Below are 18,787 nucleotides of genomic sequence, written 5' to 3'. Positions count from 1 at the left end.
CGCTCCGGACGGGCCCGGACACGACAACGGCGACGCGGTGTTCCTACACCGCGTCGCCGTTCAGTTCGAACCACACCGCCTTGCCCACCCCGTGCGACCGCACGCCCCACGCGTCCGCCAGGGACTGGACCAGGACGAGACCCCTGCCGTGCGTACCGTCGTCGGCGTCCGGTACGCGCAGTCGGGGCCTGCGTCCCACGAAGTCCCGGACCTCCACGCGCAGTCCGCGCGGTCCGATCGTCGCGGTCAGGACGGCGTCGTCGTCCGTGTGGACCAGCGCGTTGGTGACGAGCTCACTGGTCAGGAGCTCAGCCGTCTCGGCCCTGCCCGGTTTCCCCCAGTGCCGTAAGTGCTCCCTCAGCGCCTTGCGCGCCTCGGGCACCGCCCGCAGATCCGCCTTGCCCAGCCGGCGCCGGAACTGCGCGCCGTCCGGTTCGTCCATCGCCCCGTCGGATGCTTCCTCCACTGGATCGGTGGAGTAGGCCCCCTTGGTCATGGGACCACCTCCCGGTGCCTGCCGCTTCATGACCCCCGCCTGCGTGCCGATGTCGGTTCCCCTCTGCTCGAACACGTTCACGGGATCCATGCCCTCTTCGCGAACGTGACAGTCATGTCGAATCATCAACCAGCCCCCGTACGGGCGCGGGTGCGCGAGCCGCGCGCGGGGAAGTGAAGGGGTCGACAGAGCCGTCCGAGCACCGAGGAGCCGCCGTGCACGACGACCGTTCGCTGGTGGAGGCCCGTCTGGAGCGCGCGCTGCGGCAGTTCCTGCGCCCCGCGCAGTACGGGGACCGGGTGCCGCTCACGCTTTCCGCGTGGCACGCGCCGGGCGAACCGGTGCCCGTCGGGCAGGCGCTCCATGCCTCCTACGAGCCCTTCACGACCGGCACGGTCTGGGGAAAACCCTGGTCGACGAGCTGGTTCCGCATCGAGGGCCGGGTGCCCGAGGAATGGGCGGGCCGCCTCGTGGAGGTGGTGGTCGACCCCGGGTTCACCGGGGACGGGCCCGGTTTCCAGGCGGAGGGACTGCTGTACGACACCGCCGGCGTCCCCCTCAAGGGCATCCACCCGCGCAACCGCCACCTGACGGTCGGGGCACCGGCGAGGGGAGGCGAGGCGGTGCGCCTGCTGCTGGAGGCGGCGGCGAACCCCGCCGTCCTGCACGGCTTCGAGCCCACCCCGCTGGGAGACGTGCGGACCGCCGGGGATGGGCCGATCTACCGATTCGCGGCTGCCGACCTCGCCGTACTGGACGAGGACGTGTGGCATCTGGTCCTCGACGCCGAGGTCCTCTCGGAGCTGATGTACGAACTGGATCCGCAGCGGCCTCGACGGCACGAGATCCTGCGCGCCCTGGAGAACATGCTGGACGCCCTCGATCTGCACGATGTGTCCGGCACGGCCGCGGCGGCACGGGCCGAGCTGACGGAGGTGCTGTCGCGGCCCGCGTCCGCCAGCGCGCACCGTGTCTCGGCGACCGGACACGCGCACATCGACTCGGCGTGGCTGTGGCCGCTGCGCGAGACGGTCCGCAAGGCCTCCCGGACCTTCGCCAACGTCACCGCGCTGGCCCTCGACTACCCGGAGCTGGTCTTCTCCTGCTCCCAGGCACAGCAGTACGCCTGGGTCAAGGAGCACCAGCCGCACATCTGGGAGCGCATCAAGAAGGCCGTGCGGGAAGGTAATTGGGCTCCCGTGGGATCGATGTGGGTGGAGTCCGACGCCAACATGCCCGGTGGTGAGGCGCTGGCCCGGCAGATCGTGCACGGCAAGCGCTTCTTCCGGGAGGAACTGGGCGTCGAGACCGAGGAGATCTGGCTGCCGGACTCCTTCGGCTACACGGCGGCCTTCCCGCAACTGGCGAAGCTCGCCGGCGTCCGCTGGTTCCTCACCCAGAAGCTGAGCTGGAACCAGACCAACAAGATGCCCCATCACACCTTCTGGTGGGAGGGCATCGACGGCACCCGGGTCTTCACCCACTTCCCGCCCGTGGACACCTACAACTCGCAGTTCCACGGCAGCGAACTCGCCCACGCGGAACGCAACTTCGCGGAGAAGGGCCTGGCCACCCGCTCGCTCGTCCCGTTCGGCTGGGGCGACGGCGGGGGCGGCCCGACCCGCGAAATGCTGGAGAAGGCCCGCCGGTTGCGGTCCCTGGAGGGCTCGCCCACGGTCCGGATCGAGAAGCCGGAGGCGTTCTTCGCCGCCGCCGAGGAGGAGTACGGGGCCCACGCGCCGGTGTGGTCGGGCGAGCTGTACCTGGAGCTGCACCGGGCCACCTACACCACGCAGTCCAAGACCAAGCAGGGCAACCGACGCTCCGAACACGCCCTGCGCGAAGCCGAGTTGTGGTGCGCGACGGCCGCCGTGCGCGATCCCTCGTACAGCTACCCGTACGACGCGCTGGACCGGCTCTGGAAGACCGTGCTGCTCCACCAGTTCCACGACATCCTGCCCGGCTCCTCGATCGCCTGGGTGCACCGGGAGGCACGCGAGACGTACGCGCGGGTGCTCGCGGAACTGGAGGAGATCACCGCGGAGGCGGTACGGGCGCTGGGGTCCGGCTCGCCGGCGGTACTGAACGCCTCGCCCTACGAGCGGACCGAGGTGGTCGGGGACGCGCTGGTCACGGTGCCGGGGCTGGGCGGCGCCGCCGTGTCCACCGGGCCGGGACCCACCGTCCGGGCCGAGCACGACGACGGCGTCATCGTGCTGGAGAACGACCGGCTGCGGGTACGGATCGACGCCGACGGGCTGCTGACCTCCGTACGGGACCTCGCGCACGGCCGGGAGGTGCTGTGCGGCCGGGGCAATCTGCTCCAGCTCCACCCCGACCATCCCAACGCCTGGGACGCCTGGGACATCGACCGGCACTACCGGCGCACCCACACGGACCTGACGTCCGCCGAGTCGGTGGAGCTGGTGGAGAGCGGGCCGCTGCGGGCGGCCGTGCGCGTCACCCGGGTCTTCGGCTCCTCCCGGATCACCCAGGAGATCCGGCTGACGGCCGCGAGCCGCCGGCTGGACATCGTGACCGACGTCGACTGGCAGGAGTCGGAGAAGGTTCTCAAGGCCGCTTTCCCGCTCGACGTCCAGGCCGAACGGTCCGCCGCCGAGATCCAGTTCGGGCACGTGCACCGTCCCACCCACGCCAACACCGGCTGGGACGCGGCCCGTTTCGAGATCTGTGCCCACCGCTGGCTGCGGGTCGCGGAGGAGTCGTACGGCGTCGCGGTGCTCAACGACTCGACGTACGGCCACGACGTGACCCGTACCCCGCATGCCGGGGGCCTCGGCACCACCGTACGGCTGACCCTGCTGCGCGCCCCGCACAGCCCGGACCCCCGGACCGATCTCGGCACGCACCGGTTCACGTACGCGCTGTTGCCGGGGGCCGGCGTCGGCGACGCCGTGGCGGAGGGACTCGCGCTCAACCTGCCGCTGCGCCAGGCCGCGGCGCCGGCGCCCGAACCGCTGGTGCGTGTCGCCGACCCGGCCGTCACCGTCGAGTCGGTCAAGCTCGCGGAGGACCGCAGCGGCGACGTGGTGGTGCGGCTGTACGAGTCACGGGGCGGGCGGGCCCGCGCGAAGGTGACCGCCGGTTTCCCGGTCTCCCGGGCCGAGGTGACCGACCTGCTGGAACGCCCGCTGCGCGAGGCCCCGCCGGAGACCGAGCTGCGGCCGTTCCAGATCCTCACCCTGCGACTGCGTCCCGCCCGCTAGGGCGTGTCCGCTGGTACCACTTCACAGGCCCGGGCAGGACAGCCCCTGTGAAGTGGGAACCATCCCAGGCCTTCTGACCTCTCATCATGGGAGTGCCTGGGATGCCGTCCTGGGACGAGAAGCGGAGGAAACGGTGTCATCCCGGGACGATGTCGAGGAATTCGCGTCGATGCTGCGGCAGTTGAAGGCCCGCTCCGACCGCAGTTACGCCGCGCTGGCCCGTCACCTGAACATGAACGCCTCGACACTGCACCGGTACTGCGCGGGGGAGGCGGTGCCGCAGGGGTTCGCACCCGTGGAGCGGTTCGCCGCGCTGTGCGGGGCCGCTCCGGCCCAACGGGTCGAACTCCACCGGCTGTGGGTTCTCGCGGTGGCGGCCCGGCAGCGGTCCCGGACGACTCCGGGGGCCGAGTCCGCCCCACCCGCTCCGTCCACTCCGCCCGCCGCGGAGGCGGCGGCGTCGAGCCCGTCGACTTCATCGAGCCCGTCGACTTCATCGAGCCCGTCGGCGTCGTCGAGCCCGTCGGCTGCGATGTCCCCGTCCGCGCATCCATCACTTCCCGTGCCGGAAACGGTGTCGCCCGGCTCCTCGCCGGTCACCACCGAGACCACCCGGACGGCCACGGAGACGGGACCCGAGCACGCCGGAGAACCACGAAGGCCCTGGTACAGGCGCCGCGTGGCGGTCGCGGCGGCGGTGGTGACGGCGCTGTTCGCCACCCTGGGCAGTCTGTCCGCCCTGCCCTCCGGGCACGCCGCGCCGGACGCCGGCGACCGGGTGTCCGGCGCGCCGACGGCGAAGGCGGCAGGCGGCGCGCGGCACGGGTCCGCGACACCGTCCCCGTCCCCCTCGAAGACGCACGGCCGGCCGTCCGGCTCCCCCTCCCCGAGCCCGTCCGGCAGCGGCGGCACCTCGCCGGGCCCCTCCACCAGCCCCTCCCCCAAGGCCGTCTCCGCCGGCATCCCCCTCACCTGGACCGTGTACTCCCATCGCTGGGCGGTCGGCTGCGGTCACAACTACGTCATCGACAAGACACCCGACCAGGTGCCGCCTCCACCGGCCCCGCAGGACGCCTCCCCGTGGGTGCAGACACAGAACGGGGTGCACGGCGGCCAGACGCTCGTGGACATCACCGTGCAGGGGCGGTCGGACGCGGCCGTCGTCCTGGAGGCGCTGCGGGTCCGGGTCGTCGGACGCTCGGCCCCGCTGAAGAGCCCGTCCTACTTCACGGGCGGGGGTTGCGGCGGCCTCATGGGTCCCGGCTCGTTCGACGTCGATCTGGACATGGACCGGCCCATCGCCCGCCCGGTCCCGGGCGATGGCGAAGGAGCGGATTCCCGGACTCTGAGCATGCCCTTCCGGGTGTCCGTGAAGGACCCCCAGGTGCTGATGGTCGACGCCCAGACCGAGGCCTGCGACTGCCGCTGGTACATGGAACTCGACTGGTCCTCCCGGGGGCGCACCGGTACGGTCCGGATCGACGACGAAGGTGTCCCGTTCCGCACCAGCGGCATCAAGGGCCTGCCGCAGTACTGGTACAGGGAGAACGGCTGGGCCCTGGTCACCGACTGAGCGCGATCCGCGGCACACCCGGCCGGTACTGTGCCGACGCACTGACGGCACACCCGGCCGGCGCTACGGGCGGGGCACGTTGCGCAGGTTGGAGCGGGCCAGCTGCACCATCCGGCCGACACCGCCGTCCAGCACGATCTTCGACGCCGAGAGGGCGAAGCCCGTCACCATGTCCGCGCTGATCTTCGGCGGGATGGACAGCGCGTTCGGGTCCGTGACGATGTCGACCAGGGCCGGACCCTTGTGGCGGAACGCGTCCTTGAGGGCGCCGGCGAGGTGCTTGGGCTTCTCCACCCTGATGCCGAACGCACCGCAGGCGCGGGCCACCGCGGCGAAGTCGGGGTTCTTGTTGGTGGTGCCGTAGGAGGGCAGTCCGGCGACCAGCATCTCCAACTCGACCATGCTGAGGGAGGAGTTGTTGAAGAGCACGACCTTCACCGGCAGGTCGTACTGCACGAGGGTGAGGAAGTCGCCCATCAGCATGGAGAATCCGCCGTCGCCGGACATCGACACGACCTGGCGCCGCCGGTCGGTGAACTGGGCGCCGATCGCCATCGGCAGCGCGTTCGCCATCGACCCGTGCGAGAACGAACCGATCACCCGGCGGCTCCCGTTGGGCGAGATGTAACGGGCCGCCCAGACATTGCACATTCCGGTGTCGACCGTGAACACCGCGTTCTCGTCGGCGAGTTCGTCCAGCACCGAGGCGACGTACTCGGGGTGGATCGGGACGTGCCGGTCGACCTTGCGGGTGTACGCCTTGACGACCCCCTCAAGGGCGTCCGCGTGTTTCTTCAGCATTTTGTCGAGAAAGCGCCTATTGCCCTTGGGTCGCACCCGCGGGATCAGACAGCGCAGCGTCTCCCGCACATCCCCCCATACCGCCAGATCCAGCTTCGACCGGCGCCCCAGGTGCTCCGGCCGCACGTCGACCTGGACGATCTTGACGTCGTCAGGGAGGAAGGCGTTGTACGGGAAGTCGGTGCCCAGCAGGACGAGGAGGTCGCACTCGTGGGTCGCCTCGTAGGCCGCGCCGTAGCCGAGGAGCCCGCTCATCCCGACGTCGAACGGATTGTCGTACTGAATCCATTCCTTGCCGCGCAGCGCGTGTCCGACCGGCGACTTGATCTTCTCGGCGAACTCCATGACCTCGGCGTGCGCGCCCGCCGTGCCGCTGCCGCAGAACAGGGTGACCTTCTCCGCCTCGTCGATCATCGCGACGAGCTTGTCGATCTCGGCGTCGCCCGGCCGGACCGTGGGCCGGGAGGTCACCAGGGCGGTCTCGACGGGTTTGTCCGGGGCGGGCTCGGACGCGATGTCACCGGGCAGCGAGACCACGCTGACCCCGGAGCGGCCCACCGCGTGCTGGATGGCGGTCTGGAGGAGCCGCGGCATCTGCTTCGGGCTGGAGATGAGTTCGCTGTAGTGACTGCACTCGCGGAAGAGCTGGTCCGGATGGGTCTCCTGGAAGTAGCCGAGGCCGATCTCGCTGGAGGGGATCTGCGAGGCCAGGGCCAGAACGGGGGCCATCGAGCGGTGCGCGTCGTACAGGCCGTTGATGAGGTGCAGGTTGCCTGGTCCGCAGGAGCCGGCGCAGGCCGCGAGCCTGCCGGTGATCTGGGCCTCGGCGCCCGCGGCGAAGGCGGCGGTCTCCTCGTGGCGGACCTGGATCCAGTCGATGGCCGCGTTGCGCCGGATCGCGTCCACGACCGGGTTGAGGCTGTCACCCACGACTCCGTACAGCCGCTCGACGCCCGCGCGGACGAGGATGTCGACGAACTGCTCGGCGACGTTCTGCTTGGCCATGCCGCACCCACCTCTTCGTGATCCTCGAAGCCTCGGGCACCCCGGGTTCCCCTCGTTCCCCGGATCGACCCTCGGTTCCATGAATTCACACCGTGCGCGGTTACGCCTCCCACACGGCGGCGGCCGTCCGGTCGTCGGCGTACCCCTTGACCCTCGCCGACGCGTCCGCGAGGAACGCGGCGAGGCCGGGTGCCTCTGCCCGCGCCCACCGTGTCGTCAGGTACTCGGCCAGTTCGGGTTCGCCGCGCAGCGGCTCCGCGAGGCCGCCGGTGCACAGCAGCAGCGTGTCACCCGGACGGGCGACGGAGGCCCGGAACCGGAAGGGGGCGTGCGGGGGCCGGGGGGCGGGTTCGTACGGGCTCGGTGGCGTCGTGATGCCGAGGTCCATGGTGAGCCGGTCGCCCTCGGGAGTCTCGTGGGGCGGCGATCCGAAGCCGACGACGGCCTCCCCGGTCGTGTCGGCGACCCGCGGTTCGATGTCCTGCCACTCGCCGTCCCGCAGCCGGAACAGACCGCCCGCGCCGACACCGAAGAAGACCCGCGTACGGCACTCCGGATCGGCCGGCAGCAGCAGACAGCGCAGGCCCGCGGTGTACTCCTCGGGTTCGACGCCCTGCTCCGCCGCGCTCGCCCGCAGCCGGCCGAGGCTGCGGTCGACGAGCCGGTGCAGTCCCGACTTCAGCTCGCCTCGCCGGGCGGCCCTGATGTCGTCGGAGAGGCGTTCGTGGCTGCGCCCGACGGCCTGCCCGATCCACCGGCACGCCTCCGCCGCGGCCCGGTGCGCGCCCGAGGTGGCGCGCGCGCCGGTCGCCATCGCCACCAGGACGAGCGCCTGCTCGCCCGTTCCGAACCGGGCGGTGAGCAGCGCGTCCCGGCGCGGCTCGCCCCGGAAGCGGGCGGAGTCCCCGCGTACGGACACGGCCCGCAGCGTGCTCGTTCCGTACCGTGCGCCGTCCAGCACGGTGTCGGCGACCAGGTCACCGAGTTCGTCGGGCTCGGCGGACGGCAGCGCGGTCGGTTCGGGGTCGTAGGTGGGCGGGCCGGAGCCGACGTGACCGGCGGGGGGCGGTGGTTCGACGACGGACAGGACCGTCTCCCGGGGCTCGTCCGCCGTGTCCCCCGGCGGGGGCGGTGGGGTCCTAAAGCCCCCGGTGGTGCTGGGCAGCGCGTCCGCTCCGGGTCCGGGGGCCGCCGCACCCGGGGGTACGGCGGGAGCCGACCCGGGTTTCGGCGGCACGTCCGACGGCGCCCTCGACGCGGGCACCCGCCCGGCGGGAGGCCCCGCGGACGGGTCGCTCCGGGTGTCCCGCGAGGCGTCGGGGCCGGGTTCCTGCGCGGTGAATCCCGGCGGTTTCGGGCCGGGCGGCAGAGCGGAGGGAGCGGCCGGTGCCGGACCGGAGGACGGCAGGGCGGAGGGCGCGGCCGGGCCGGAGGGCGGGAGCTCCCAGGACGGGGGTTCCCAGACGGAGGGCTCCCAGGGGGTGGGCTCCCAGGAGGCGGGTTCCGACGGGGGCGCCTGGCGGCCGGGCGCGCCCGTGTCCGCGCCGGGCCCCGTCACCGGGCCCCGCTCCCAGCGGCCCGGCCGGGACGCCGGCTCGTCGGAGGGCGTCTCGTCGGACGGGTTCGCGCCGTCCGGCCGGTCGGCGGAGGCCGGGGCGCCGTGACGTCGCCCCGGTCCGGCGGGAGGCCACTGCGGCGGCGGGGGCGGCTGCGTCCCCTGCTCGGGGGTCGAGGGCTCCGGCACGGTGGGAGGCCTTTCGGGACGCGGCGGACCGTCGAACCCGCGTGCGCCGGGCCGGCGGTCGGACCCGGGCCCCGGGACGGACGCCGCGTCCGAAGCCGACCTCGGATCCGAGGCGGACCTCGCGTCCGCCGGCGCGGGCCTCCGTTCCGGGGCGGGCGGCACGTCCGAGGTGGGCCTCCGTGCCGGAGCCGGCGGCACCTCCGACGTCGGCCACCGTTCCGGCCTGGGCGGGACCTCCGAGGCGGGCTTCCGTTCCGGCGCGGGCGACACCTCCGAGACGGGCCTCCGCGTCGAGGTGGGCCGGACGTCGGAGAGGGGCTTCCGTTCCGGCGCGGGCCGGGCGTCCGGCCCTGTTTCCGGGCCTGCGTCCGGTCCGTCCCCGAGCGTCCCCGACGCCGACGCGAACCGGTCGTCGAGGGAATCGGCCACGGCGGCGGGCCCCGTGTCCTCGGTGGAGTCGTCGTACAACTGCCGCCACCAGTCGTCCTCGTGACCGGTGGGCTTCTCCCCCTGCTGGCTCATGCCCCCGATTGTCCACCGAGACGGCCGGTTGAAAACGGGGCATCCGGAAAAACCGGCCAAGGTGCAGCCCGCCGAACGGCCCGCACGAGTGAACACTCGAACAGGAATCCGCACCGGAACGTGCGAACACCCGACCGCCGAGCGGCCCCACCCCCCACGAGGGGACCGCCCGGCGGCGCCCGGGTGACCGGGGCCCACGCACGCCGTGGACCGGCCCGGGCCACCCGCCCGCCGACGACGCCCGGTTCGGCACCGGGTCCGGCACCGGACACGGACGGGCTCCTCAACCCCCGCTCCTCCAGGGCCGGTTCGCGTACGAACGCGAGCCGGGACAGCCCTCGGTCCGCGAGCCCGCACGGCCGCTTCCCGCAGGCCGGACCCAACCGGAGGATCACGGACGCCGGTTGGCACCTCGGTGACGTGAGCTTGTCAGAGGGGCGGGGGGTGCGGCGATGATGTGCCGGGGCGGGTTTACGCCGTGGCCGATATCCGCCACGGCACTGCCGGCCGACCGGAACGCATCCACGGGAAGGGCATCGCCGCATGCTGGGAGCGATAGGTCTGGACGAGACCCACGAATCGGCGTACCGCGCGCTGGTGTCCGTGGGCGCGGCCGAGGTACCCGATCTCGCGCGCCGGCTCACGCTCGGTGAGTACGAGACGGAGCGCGCGCTGCGCCGGCTGGAGCTGCGCGGCCTGGCCGCGCAGTCCTCGGCACGGCCGGGCCGCTGGGTCGCCGCGCCGCCCGGAGTCGCCCTCGGCGCGCTGCTCACCCAGCAGCGCCACGAACTGGAGAAGGCGGAGCTGGCGGCCGCGCTGCTGGCCGAGGAGTACCGGGGCGCGGCGGGCGAACCGGCCGTGCACGACCTGGTCGAGGTGGTGATCGGCGCCGCGGCGGTCTCGCAGCGCTTCCTCCAGCTCCAGCTGGGCGCCTGCGAGGAGGTGTGCGCGCTGGTCACCGGCACCCCGATGGTGGTCTCCGGCACGGACAACGACGCCGAGGAACAGGCCGCGGGCCGGGGCGTCGGCTATCGCGTGGTCGTCGAGCGGTCCGTCCTCGACCAGCCCGGCGGGATCACCGAGCTGTCCGCCGCGCTCGGCCGCGACGAGCAGGTGCGGGTCGTGGACCGGGTTCCGACCAAGCTGGTGATCGCCGACCGGACGCTCGCGATGGTGCCGCTCACCTCGCACACCGCGGAGCCGGCCGCGCTGGTCGTGCACGCGAGCGGACTCCTGGAGCTGCTGTCGGGGCTGTTCCAGTCGGTGTGGCGGGACGCGCTGCCGCTGCGGCTGGGCAGCCGGGGCGTACTGGAACAGGAACCGGACGGCCCCGACACCACGGACCTGGAGATCCTCTCCCTGCTCCTCGCGGGCCTGACCGACGCGAGCGTGGCCAAACAGCTCGACCTGGGCCTCAGGACGGTACAGCGCCGGGTGAAGCGCCTGATGGAGCTGACCGGCGTGACGACCCGGCTGCAACTGGGCTGGCACGCGTACGAGCGCGGCTGGGTGGCCCGGGACTGACCTGCGCTCCCGCGTCCGCTCGGGCAGGCTGGGCAGATGGGAGTGTGGGAACTCCTGCTGGTCGGCGTGGTGATTCTGCTCGGCCTGGCCGGAGTACTGGTGCCCGGTCTGCCGGGGTCGTGGCTCGTCTGGGCCGCGGTCCTGTGGTGGGCGCTGAGCTACCCGCAGACCCTGTCCTGGGCCGTCCTGGTGGCCTCGACCGGCGTCCTGCTGCTCGCCCAGGCCATCCGCTGGATGCTGCCACCGCGACGGCTGCGCGAGAGCGGCGCCACCACCCGAATGGCGGTGTACGCGGGGGGCGGGTCCTTCCTCGGATTCTTCCTGGTCCCGGTGATCGGCGGCGTGGCCGGTTTCGTCGGCGGGATCTACCTCGGCGAGCGGCTGCGCCTGGGCGGGCACGGCCCGGCGAAGGCCTCACTGCGGACCGCGATGCGGGCGGGCGGCTGGAGCGTACTGACGGAGCTCCTCGCCTGCGAGCTGATCCTGGGGGCGTGGCTGGGAGCGGTCATCTGGGGCTGAGGGCGTCACGAGGCGGACGCCGGCGGTTCGGTCGATACGGTCCGCGCCCACCAGCCTCAGGACATGACCAAGACCCAGGTCGACCGGTGCGGGGCTGGAGACCTGGGCTTTGTTCTTCCTCGGCCGCTCGGGGCCGTCGTGCCACTCACGCGCCGGACGGACCGCGCGGGGTCCGCTTCACCCTCTCGATCCGGCCGTCCACGTGGTCGGCGGTCCGGTGACCCGCCCGGCCGGTCCCGCCCCCGGCCGAAGCCGGGAGCGGACCGGGCGGAGCGGCTGCTGCGTCAGCGGGCGCTCGTGGTGCGGATGTCGGTGACGTCGCCGAACACCGGCTCCAGCTCCACGACGAGGTCGGTCGTCACCGTCGGCGACTCCCCGCCGCCGAAGCTGTGGGTGACGGCGATCTCACGGCTGTCGGCACCCTCGCTCACCGTCCACTGCACCGGGACGTTCTGGGCCCGCAGGACACCGTCCGCCTGGTTCTTCTTCTCCCATGCCTTCAGCCGCTCGGCGAAGACGGGCGTCAGGTAGTGCGCGCGCAGCGCCTTGGCCAGCGCGGCGTCCGGGCCGGTGGGGGCGTCCTTCGCGTCGACGTACGCGCCGTAGAAGTCGGCGACCCGGGTCACCGGGTCACCGTTGAAGCCGCTGACCGTCCGCAGCGCGGCGGACGCCTTCGCGGAGGCCTTCGCTGGGGCCTTCGCGGATGCCTTCGCGGGGGCGGTGCTCGTGGTGCGGATGTCGGTGACGCGGCCGGTGGGCTCCTGCTTCACGACGAGGTCGGTCGTCACCGTCGGCGACTCCCCGCCGCCGAAGGTCAGGGTGACGACGACCTCGAGGCCGTTGGCGCCCTCGCTCACCGTCCACCGCACCGGGACGTTCTGGGCCCGCAGGAGGCCGTCCGCCTGGTTCTTCTTCTCCCATGCCTCCAGCTTCTTGGCGAAGGCGGGCGTCAGGTAGTGCGCGCGCAGCGCCTTGGCCAGCGCGGCGTCCGGGCCCGCGGCGTCGTCCTTCGCGTCGATGTACGCGCCGTAGAAGTCGGCGACCTGGGTCACCGGGTCACCGTTGAAGCCGCTGACCGTCCGCAGCGCGGCGGACGCCTTCGCGGAGGCCTTGACCGGGGCGGGTACGGCGGCCTGTGCCGCCACCTGCGTCGACACACCGAGCCCGACGGCCAGGACGAGACCGGCGGCGACAGCCGCACGGCGGCCCGGACGACGACGTGCGTGGGTGTTCCTGCTCATGTCGTGTCTTCCTTCTTGATCAGTGGTCCGTAGGGGTCGCTCCCGGCCCGCGCCGGCTCTCCCGCCGAACGCGCCCGCTGACGTCTCCCCGCCCCACGGGTCGCGGGGCGGCGGGAGCCTCGGGACGCCGAACGGCGTACGTCGGGCACCCGGGCACACAGATGCCCGGTACACAGGCACAAGGCGGGAGTCGTCACCAGGCTGCTGCCGGGGCCCTCGATCCGCCCCGGCCGGTGCGACACCCACAGCTTCGAAGACACCGGGAACTCACCACAACCACCACCGCCCAACCCGCAACGACGCAACCATCCCACCCGCCCTGAGCTGCGCGAACAAGCACTGCCTGGGATGCCGTCCTGGGACGCGGGGACGACCGGACGCCCTCTCGGCCGCCCCTGGACAGCACAGAACCGCGATCCCCTCCATTGCGGCTCCCGGCCCTTCCCGCCGCGGCCAGGGCCACCGGCCGCCCACCGGCCACCGGCCCCGACGCGGCAACCGTCCGGGCCGGGGACCGCAGGCCGGCTGGTGCCGGTGACGAGCGCCCTCACCTGGGCGTATACGATCCCCGGCCATGCGATCTCGGCGGACTGAAACGAACGTCCGCCGTTCGAAGGCTCCTGGAGGCGCCTGGTGAACACCCTCGTTTTCCTGCTGCGGAGCGTGCTGGGCCTGGGCGGCGGTCTGGTGTTCGTGTGGGAGCTGAACCGCCAGGCTTCGGGACCGGGCTGGAGGAGGCCGCGGGTCTTCTCGGCAGTGGCGGCCGTGCTGCTCGCGGGGCTGCTCGCCGTCCAGTGACCGCCGGACGACGCGCCCCTCCCGTGCCCGTTCGGCCGGGAAGCGGCGGGGAATCACGGTCGCCGGCGGACAAGACCATGCCCACGAGAACGACCCCTGACCGATTCACCCGGTCAGGGGTCGTTCTCGTGCGGTGGGTGTGGGATGCGAACCCACGATGACATCGCTGCCACGACGGTTTTCCGGACTGTCCGTCGGTAGCGGTCAGCGGCTCAGACGGTGCCTGCGGAGCCCGGACGACGCCCCGAAGCGGACGCGTCCACACCGCTCACGATCTTCCTCCGGAGTGTCCTCGGAGCAGCAGCGGTGGGACGCAAGCCGACGAAGATCCTCGGCGTCCGGCCGCAGTGGGACCTTGTGCGCCGGTACGGCGATTCGATCCGTGACAGGCCGTCAGCAGGAGAGGGACTCGATGTAGATGTGCTGAGCACTGTTGATCTTCATCCACATACTGGCCTTGCCGTTGCGGTTCGTCGTCTGGGTGCCGCCACCCCACCAGTGCCACTTGGTGACGCAGTTCGCGGGAAACTTCACGGCGTCGGTGTCATAGAACTTCGAGTACCTGCTCGAACCCGACCATCCGTGTGGATCCAGCCAGATCCGAGCGTTGGGCACGTTGGCCACCCGGACCGGGTTGCCGTGGCAGGGGAGGTTGTCCCCGTTCTCGTACGTGCCGTAGCTGTCGGCCCAACAGTTCGAGATCGACACGGAGTAGTCGGTGTTGTTGCTCACCTCACCACCGCATCCCGAGGTGTCGCAGGTGCCGGCCGAAGCAGGCGCGGACAGGAGCGCCAGGTTCAGCGCGGACGCGGCCAGGACTGCCGCTACGGCAAGACTCTTTCTCACATTCACTCCCAGGTGACTCAACAGGAACTCGGTTGCAGACAAAGGGCGTTGGTCTTCGGCCCCGGGACGGTGCCCCGGCTTCACCGCTTTCGGTTCAGCCCGCCCACCGGGGGCTGAGCACGATGGTCTGCAACTGGTCGAGTGTGAGCGGGGGCTGCGGCCGCGTCACCGGTCCGCCCTCGATGGAGGCGTTCACCTCCTGGATGACGACCCGGCGGCCGTCGGGGTGGAGGGTGTCGACCAGCCACACCACGGCCGAGCCGCCCTTCTCGGACGCCCGCTTGGCCCGCTTCACCAGGGTGCCGTCGGCCAGGGTCGACGCCTGGCACTCGAGGTACTCGCCCTCGCAGTCCATGGGGTGGCCGCCCTTGTAGGGCTGAACGTTCACTCCGATCATGCTCTTGCCGCGACCGTCGTCCCAGACCAGCTGGGCGTAGCCGTCCTGGCTGAACTCGTCGGAGATCTTCCCGCCCTTGGGCAGCAGGGACTTCAGCACCCTGGCCATCCGGCGGGCGGGTATCTCCCCTTCCGAGCCGGAGAACGTGGTGGACGCGGCCGTGCGGTCGGGCTTGGCGCCGGCTGCCGGTGATTCGGCGGCGTACGCCTGCGCCGCCGTACCGAGCCCGAGGGCCAGGACGAGGCCGGCGGCGACGGCCGTGCGGCGGCCCGGACGACGGCGTGCGGGGGTGTTCCTGCTCATGGGGTGGCTTCCTTCTCCGGTCCGAACGCGGGTGTTCTCCGCGTCGCGGGACGGCGGGTGCTGTGGGTGCCGAACGCCGCCCGGGCACAGGGAAGTCCCGGTGCACAGGCGGAAGGTGGAGGGTGTCGCGGCGTCTGCGGGGCGGTCGTGCCGCCTCGGCCGGTGCGACACCCACAGCTTCCAGGACGCCGGGGACCCCCGACAACAGCCGCCACACACTTGGGACGGTGGGACCATCCCACCCCCGTTGACCTGGGGAAACAGGGAGGCCCTGGGATGCCGTCCTGGGACGGACGGTACGCACGGCTACCCGTGAGCAATGCGGTTTCCCGTGGCCCTCGCCCGGGGCGGGGGCCCGGACGGCTTCGGCGTCAGGGTCCGCGGGTCGATCGTGTCGGCCAGCGCGCGCATTCCGGCGTCGTTGAAGTGCAGGTGGTCCCCGGGGTCGTAGGCGGGGAGGATCCGGCTCGGGCGGGCCGGGTCGCGCACGGCGGCGTCGAAGTCCGCGACGACGTCGAAGATCCGGTGGGTGCGGATGGCGGCGTTGACCGCCTGCCGCACGGCTTCCCGGGCCGGGGTGTACGCGCCGTGACCGGCGTACGGGGTGATCGTGCCGCCGACGACCCTGATGCCGCGGGCGTGGGCGCGGCGCACGATGAGCCGGTAGGCGTCCTCCAGGACGCGTGGGTCCCTCTGCTCCGGGGTTCCCTTGATGTCGTTGACGCCCTCCAGCACGATCATCGTGCGGACGCCCGTGCGGGAGAAGACGTCGGTGTCCAGGCGGGTCAGCGCACTCGGGCCCCGGCCGTCGAGCAGGAGGCGGTTCCCGGAGATCCCCGCGTTGAGGACGCCGGGTCTGCGGTGCGCGGGAAGTCCGCGCAGCCGGGCGGCGAGCCGGTCGGGCCAGCGGTGGTTGGCGTCGAACGAGGAGCCGGTGCCGTCGGTGATCGAGTCGCCGAGCGTGACGACGCTGCCGGCGGCCGAGGCGCCGAGCACATCGACACCGGTCACGTAGTACCAGCTGGAGACGGTGGTGGTGTAGGCCGTGCCGCTCTCCTGCGCGGTCCGATCGGCGCCGGGCGCGACGAAGTTGGCCTGGAGCGCGGAGCGGTGGTAGGTCGCCGGGCCGGAATCGGCCGGGGTGTGCACCGAGACCAGCAGGTTGGCGTCGGCGGGGACGGCCAGGGCGACGGGATCACTGACCAGGTCCCGGCCGGCGGGGACGGTGACCGACCCGGCCCCGGCGAAGGTGACCGCGCGCACGGAGCCCGCGACGGCCCGGGGGCTCCTAGGCTCGCCCGGTCGCTGCAACGCCACGGTCACAGAACCGAGTTGGAGCGGTTCGGTGCCCAGCCGGTTGGACAGCCGGACGCGCGCGGCCCGACCGCCGACGCTGGTGTGGACGACATTGCGGATCGAGGCACCGGGCAGCGCGGGCACCGTACCGGAGGCCGCCGCCTCCCAGGTCCCCGTCCAGGTCCGGGCCGGTTTCGGGGCGCTCCGGCCGGGCGCGGACCGCGCTTCGGTGATCACCCCCGTCGAGGTGAGGACCAGGGCGGTCGCCAGAGGGACGAGGAGACGCCGGAACATGATCGCGCGGGACATGCGGCGATCGATTCCCCACCCACGCACCCCCGCATCACATCATCACACTGTCGGACGCACCCGAACGGGATCGGCCGATCGCGGACGCACCCGAACGGGACCGGCCGAGACCGGCCGGAACCGGATCTCCCCACCGGCTCCCCTCACCGGCCCTCCTCCTTGAGCCCTAGGACCGGAACCCGATGCGCGGGCAGGCCAGGGCGTGTTTGGCTGCTGTCATGACCGAATTCAGTGAGGCCGAGCGCGCGTATCTGAGGTCGCAGCGGCTGGGACGGCTGGCCACCGTCGACCCTCTCGGGCAGCCCCAGGCCAACCCCGTCGGCTTCTTCCCCCAGGAGGACGGGACGATCCTGATCGGCGGCTACTCGATGGGCACCACGAAGAAGTGGCGCAACCTCCGGAAGAACCCGAAGGTCGCCCTCGTCGTCGACGACATCGTCAGCCTCAAGCCGTGGAAGGTGCGAGGCATCGACATCCGCGGAGAGGCGGAACTCCTCACCGGCGCGCATGACTTGGGGCCCCATTTCAGCGAGGAACTGATCCGGATCCATCCGCGGCGGATCCACAGCTGGGGCCTCGACGACTGAACGTCCACACGGACGTGCCGGGTCGGCGGACCGTCTACCGGTTCGGCCCGGCGCCCGCCGGGTACTCGCCCGCCGCCCGCAGATGTCCGACGGCGTACGAGCGCCAGGGCCGCCACGTGTCCGGGGCGTCCACGCCGGGCGGTGCCACGTCCGGGTCGCCGAGGGCCCGGGTGCGGATGACGGCGGCGGCGCCCTCGCCCATTCCGGGCAGCGCGAGCAGCGCCGCCCGTGCCTCTTCCCGGTCCGCGCCCGGGTCGAGCCGCAGAGTACCGTCGGCGAGGGCCGTGGTCAGCGCGCCGAGCGGGCCGCCGGGCTCCGCCTCCGCGAGGACGGCGGCCTCGGGGAAGAGATGGGTGAGCGTGTCGCAAGGAGCGTCCAGCGCCTTGCCGTACCGCAGCACCAGTCGCCCGGCCTCCGCCTTCCCGACCAGCGCGCGTACCGCCAGCTCGTCCGGATCGGCGGCGCCCGGCGACCGCAGGCCCGGCCGCGCCGCGACCAGCGGACCCAGCCGCGCGTCCGCTCCCAGCCTCTCGTCGACGGCGTAGGGATCGGCGTCGAGGTCGAACAGCCGCCGCAGCCGCTGTACGGCGGTGGTGAGGTCCCGGAGATCGGTGAGGTGCAGCCGGGCGTCGAGCCAGCCGCCGGGGTGGGCGGCGGCGCCGGGGCCGTGGGTTCCCGCGGTCCGGCCCGCCCCGCCGGTACGGGGGCGGCCCGCGGCGGCGCCCGGCCGCTCCTCGACGGCCACGATTCCCGTGCCGTACGGCAGCCGCAGCGTCCGGCGGTACGTACGGCGGCCCCGGCCGCCGTCGACGGCCTCGACACCCGGTACGGCCTCGGCGGCCAGCAGGTCGAAGACGGCGGTGGACCGGTAGGGGCCCCGGTGGGCGAGCCGGAGCGGGACGCCCCCGGCGGGGGTGGCCGTGCTCCGGGCGGCGGGACCCGTGCGCGGCGCCGCCGCACGCAACTGGCTCGGCGTCGACGCGTAGACGGTGCGGATCGTGTCGTTGAACTGACGGACGCTGGCGAACCCCGCCGCGAAAGCGACGTGTGTGACGGGGAGTTCGGTGGTCTGGAGGAGGATCCGCGCGGTGTGCGCCCGCTGGGCCCTGGCCAGCGCGACCGGACCGGCGCCGACCTCGGCCGTGAGCTGCCGCTGGACCTGGCGGGTGCTGTAGCCGAGCCGTACGGCGAGACCGGCCACGCCCTCGCGGTCCACCACACCGTCGCCGATCAGGCGCATGGCGCGGCCGACGACATCGGCCCGTACGTTCCAGGCCGCGGAGCCCGGCACCGCGTCCGGGCGGCAACGGCGGCAGGCCCGGAAACCCGAACCCTGCGCGGCGGCGGCCGTCGGGTAGAACCGCACGTTGCGCCGCTTCGGCGTCACCGCGGGGCAGCTCGGCCGGCAGTAGATCCCCGTGGTCCGCACGGCGAAGAAGAACTCCCCGTCGAACCGGGCGTCCCGGCTCCGCACGGCCTCGTACCTGGTGTCCTCGTACCTGGTGTCCTCGTACCTGGTGTCCTCGTCGTTCACCCTTCCAGTGTGGCCCGGCCCGGACGACAGAGCTGGCGGAAATCGGACACGGCACCCCCAGCCGG

Annotated in this window: 14 protein-coding genes and 1 pseudogene; 7 read left to right on the top strand and 8 right to left on the bottom strand. The window is 72.7% G+C overall.

Annotated elements, in window-relative coordinates; translation table 11 throughout:
- Positions 1-43 precede the first annotated feature (43 nt).
- Positions 44-442 carry an ATP-binding protein gene (locus tag ACFYW9_RS21315; RefSeq protein WP_351861582.1) on the bottom strand — a complete coding sequence of 133 codons (399 nt, stop codon included), beginning with the start codon at positions 440-442 and terminating at the stop codon, positions 44-46.
- Between the two features lie 269 nt (positions 443-711).
- Here ACFYW9_RS21315 and ACFYW9_RS21310 point away from each other — a divergent pair, with 269 nt between their 5' ends.
- The 3 genes and pseudogenes from ACFYW9_RS21310 (at position 712) to ACFYW9_RS21300 (ending at position 5,296) form a co-directional block, all read left to right on the top strand.
- Positions 712-3,723, top strand: a complete 3,012-nt coding sequence (locus tag ACFYW9_RS21310) for an alpha-mannosidase (protein ID WP_389152458.1) — start codon at positions 712-714, stop codon at positions 3,721-3,723.
- A gap of 169 nt (positions 3,724-3,892) precedes the next feature.
- Positions 3,893-4,012 (top strand): annotated as a pseudogene (locus tag ACFYW9_RS21305) (helix-turn-helix domain-containing protein); the annotation flags it as partial.
- A gap of 390 nt (positions 4,013-4,402) precedes the next feature.
- Positions 4,403-5,296 (top strand): hypothetical protein, encoded by an 894-nt coding sequence (locus ACFYW9_RS21300; RefSeq protein ID WP_389152668.1) that lies wholly within the window; start codon positions 4,403-4,405, stop codon positions 5,294-5,296.
- 63 nt (positions 5,297-5,359) lie between these two features.
- Here the strand turns inward: ACFYW9_RS21300 and ACFYW9_RS21295 are convergent, their stop codons facing one another.
- Positions 5,360-7,102 (bottom strand): pyruvate dehydrogenase, encoded by a 1,743-nt coding sequence (locus tag ACFYW9_RS21295; protein WP_389152455.1) that lies wholly within the window; start codon positions 7,100-7,102, stop codon positions 5,360-5,362.
- Positions 7,103-7,202: 100 nt separating this feature from the next.
- Positions 7,203-9,368 carry a protein phosphatase 2C domain-containing protein gene (locus ACFYW9_RS21290; protein WP_389152452.1) on the bottom strand — a complete coding sequence of 722 codons (2,166 nt, stop codon included), beginning with the start codon at positions 9,366-9,368 and terminating at the stop codon, positions 7,203-7,205.
- A 543-nt stretch (positions 9,369-9,911) separates the two neighbouring features.
- Here ACFYW9_RS21290 and ACFYW9_RS21285 point away from each other — a divergent pair.
- Positions 9,912-10,892: a helix-turn-helix transcriptional regulator gene (locus ACFYW9_RS21285; RefSeq protein ID WP_351861229.1), complete on the top strand. Its 981-nt coding sequence runs from the start codon at positions 9,912-9,914 to the stop codon at positions 10,890-10,892.
- 36 nt (positions 10,893-10,928) lie between these two features.
- Positions 10,929-11,411, top strand: a complete 483-nt coding sequence (locus ACFYW9_RS21280) for a DUF456 domain-containing protein (RefSeq protein WP_389152448.1) — start codon at positions 10,929-10,931, stop codon at positions 11,409-11,411.
- Between the two features lie 284 nt (positions 11,412-11,695).
- On the opposite strand, the gene ACFYW9_RS21275 is transcribed toward ACFYW9_RS21280, so the two are convergent.
- Positions 11,696-12,652, bottom strand: coding sequence for a hypothetical protein (locus ACFYW9_RS21275; protein ID WP_389152445.1), 957 nt, complete (start codon positions 12,650-12,652; stop codon positions 11,696-11,698).
- A gap of 633 nt (positions 12,653-13,285) precedes the next feature.
- Here ACFYW9_RS21275 and ACFYW9_RS21270 point away from each other — a divergent pair.
- Positions 13,286-13,450, top strand: a complete 165-nt coding sequence (locus ACFYW9_RS21270; RefSeq protein WP_351861235.1) for a hypothetical protein — start codon at positions 13,286-13,288, stop codon at positions 13,448-13,450.
- Positions 13,451-13,843: 393 nt separating this feature from the next.
- Here ACFYW9_RS21270 and ACFYW9_RS21265 read toward each other — a convergent pair whose 3' ends face one another.
- The 3 genes from ACFYW9_RS21265 to ACFYW9_RS21255 form a co-directional block, all read right to left on the bottom strand.
- The gene (locus ACFYW9_RS21265) at positions 13,844-14,296 is read right to left on the bottom strand and encodes a hypothetical protein (protein WP_351861237.1); all 453 of its coding nucleotides are present in this window, start codon (positions 14,294-14,296) and stop codon (positions 13,844-13,846) included.
- A 94-nt stretch (positions 14,297-14,390) separates the two neighbouring features.
- Positions 14,391-14,996, bottom strand: coding sequence for a hypothetical protein (locus ACFYW9_RS21260; RefSeq protein ID WP_389152441.1), 606 nt, complete (start codon positions 14,994-14,996; stop codon positions 14,391-14,393).
- A gap of 306 nt (positions 14,997-15,302) precedes the next feature.
- The gene (locus ACFYW9_RS21255) at positions 15,303-16,601 is read right to left on the bottom strand and encodes an SGNH/GDSL hydrolase family protein (protein ID WP_389152438.1); all 1,299 of its coding nucleotides are present in this window, start codon (positions 16,599-16,601) and stop codon (positions 15,303-15,305) included.
- A 218-nt stretch (positions 16,602-16,819) separates the two neighbouring features.
- On the opposite strand from ACFYW9_RS21255, the gene ACFYW9_RS21250 reads away from it, so the two are divergent.
- A complete protein-coding gene (locus ACFYW9_RS21250) occupies positions 16,820-17,188 on the top strand; it encodes a PPOX class F420-dependent oxidoreductase (protein WP_389152435.1) in 369 nt (122 codons plus the stop codon).
- A gap of 34 nt (positions 17,189-17,222) precedes the next feature.
- On the opposite strand, the gene ACFYW9_RS21245 is transcribed toward ACFYW9_RS21250, so the two are convergent.
- Entirely contained in the window at positions 17,223-18,722 is a 1,500-nt protein-coding gene (locus ACFYW9_RS21245) for a DNA-3-methyladenine glycosylase 2 family protein (RefSeq protein WP_389152432.1), read from the bottom strand.
- Positions 18,723-18,787: the final 65 nt, after the last annotated feature.

The organism is Streptomyces sp. NPDC002698, assembly GCF_042888945.1.
Classification (GTDB): domain Bacteria; phylum Actinomycetota; class Actinomycetes; order Streptomycetales; family Streptomycetaceae; genus Streptomyces.
This window is presented reverse-complemented; position numbering and strand designations above follow the sequence as displayed.

Excerpts from the sequence above, each read along its gene's own strand:
- ACFYW9_RS21315 (WP_351861582.1), bottom strand. The coding sequence starts at position 442 with ATGGACGAACCGGACGGCGCGCAGTTCCGGCGCCGGCTGGGCAAGGCG.
- ACFYW9_RS21295 (WP_389152455.1), bottom strand. The coding sequence starts at position 7,102 with ATGGCCAAGCAGAACGTCGCCGAGCAGTTCGTCGACATCCTCGTCCGC.
- ACFYW9_RS21290 (WP_389152452.1), bottom strand. The coding sequence starts at position 9,368 with ATGAGCCAGCAGGGGGAGAAGCCCACCGGTCACGAGGACGACTGGTGG.
- ACFYW9_RS21285 (WP_351861229.1), top strand. The coding sequence starts at position 9,912 with ATGCTGGGAGCGATAGGTCTGGACGAGACCCACGAATCGGCGTACCGC.
- ACFYW9_RS21280 (WP_389152448.1), top strand. The coding sequence starts at position 10,929 with ATGGGAGTGTGGGAACTCCTGCTGGTCGGCGTGGTGATTCTGCTCGGC.
- ACFYW9_RS21275 (WP_389152445.1), bottom strand. The coding sequence starts at position 12,652 with ATGAGCAGGAACACCCACGCACGTCGTCGTCCGGGCCGCCGTGCGGCT.
- ACFYW9_RS21260 (WP_389152441.1), bottom strand. The coding sequence starts at position 14,996 with ATGAGCAGGAACACCCCCGCACGCCGTCGTCCGGGCCGCCGCACGGCC.
- ACFYW9_RS21255 (WP_389152438.1), bottom strand. The coding sequence starts at position 16,601 with ATGTCCCGCGCGATCATGTTCCGGCGTCTCCTCGTCCCTCTGGCGACC.
- ACFYW9_RS21250 (WP_389152435.1), top strand. The coding sequence starts at position 16,820 with ATGACCGAATTCAGTGAGGCCGAGCGCGCGTATCTGAGGTCGCAGCGG.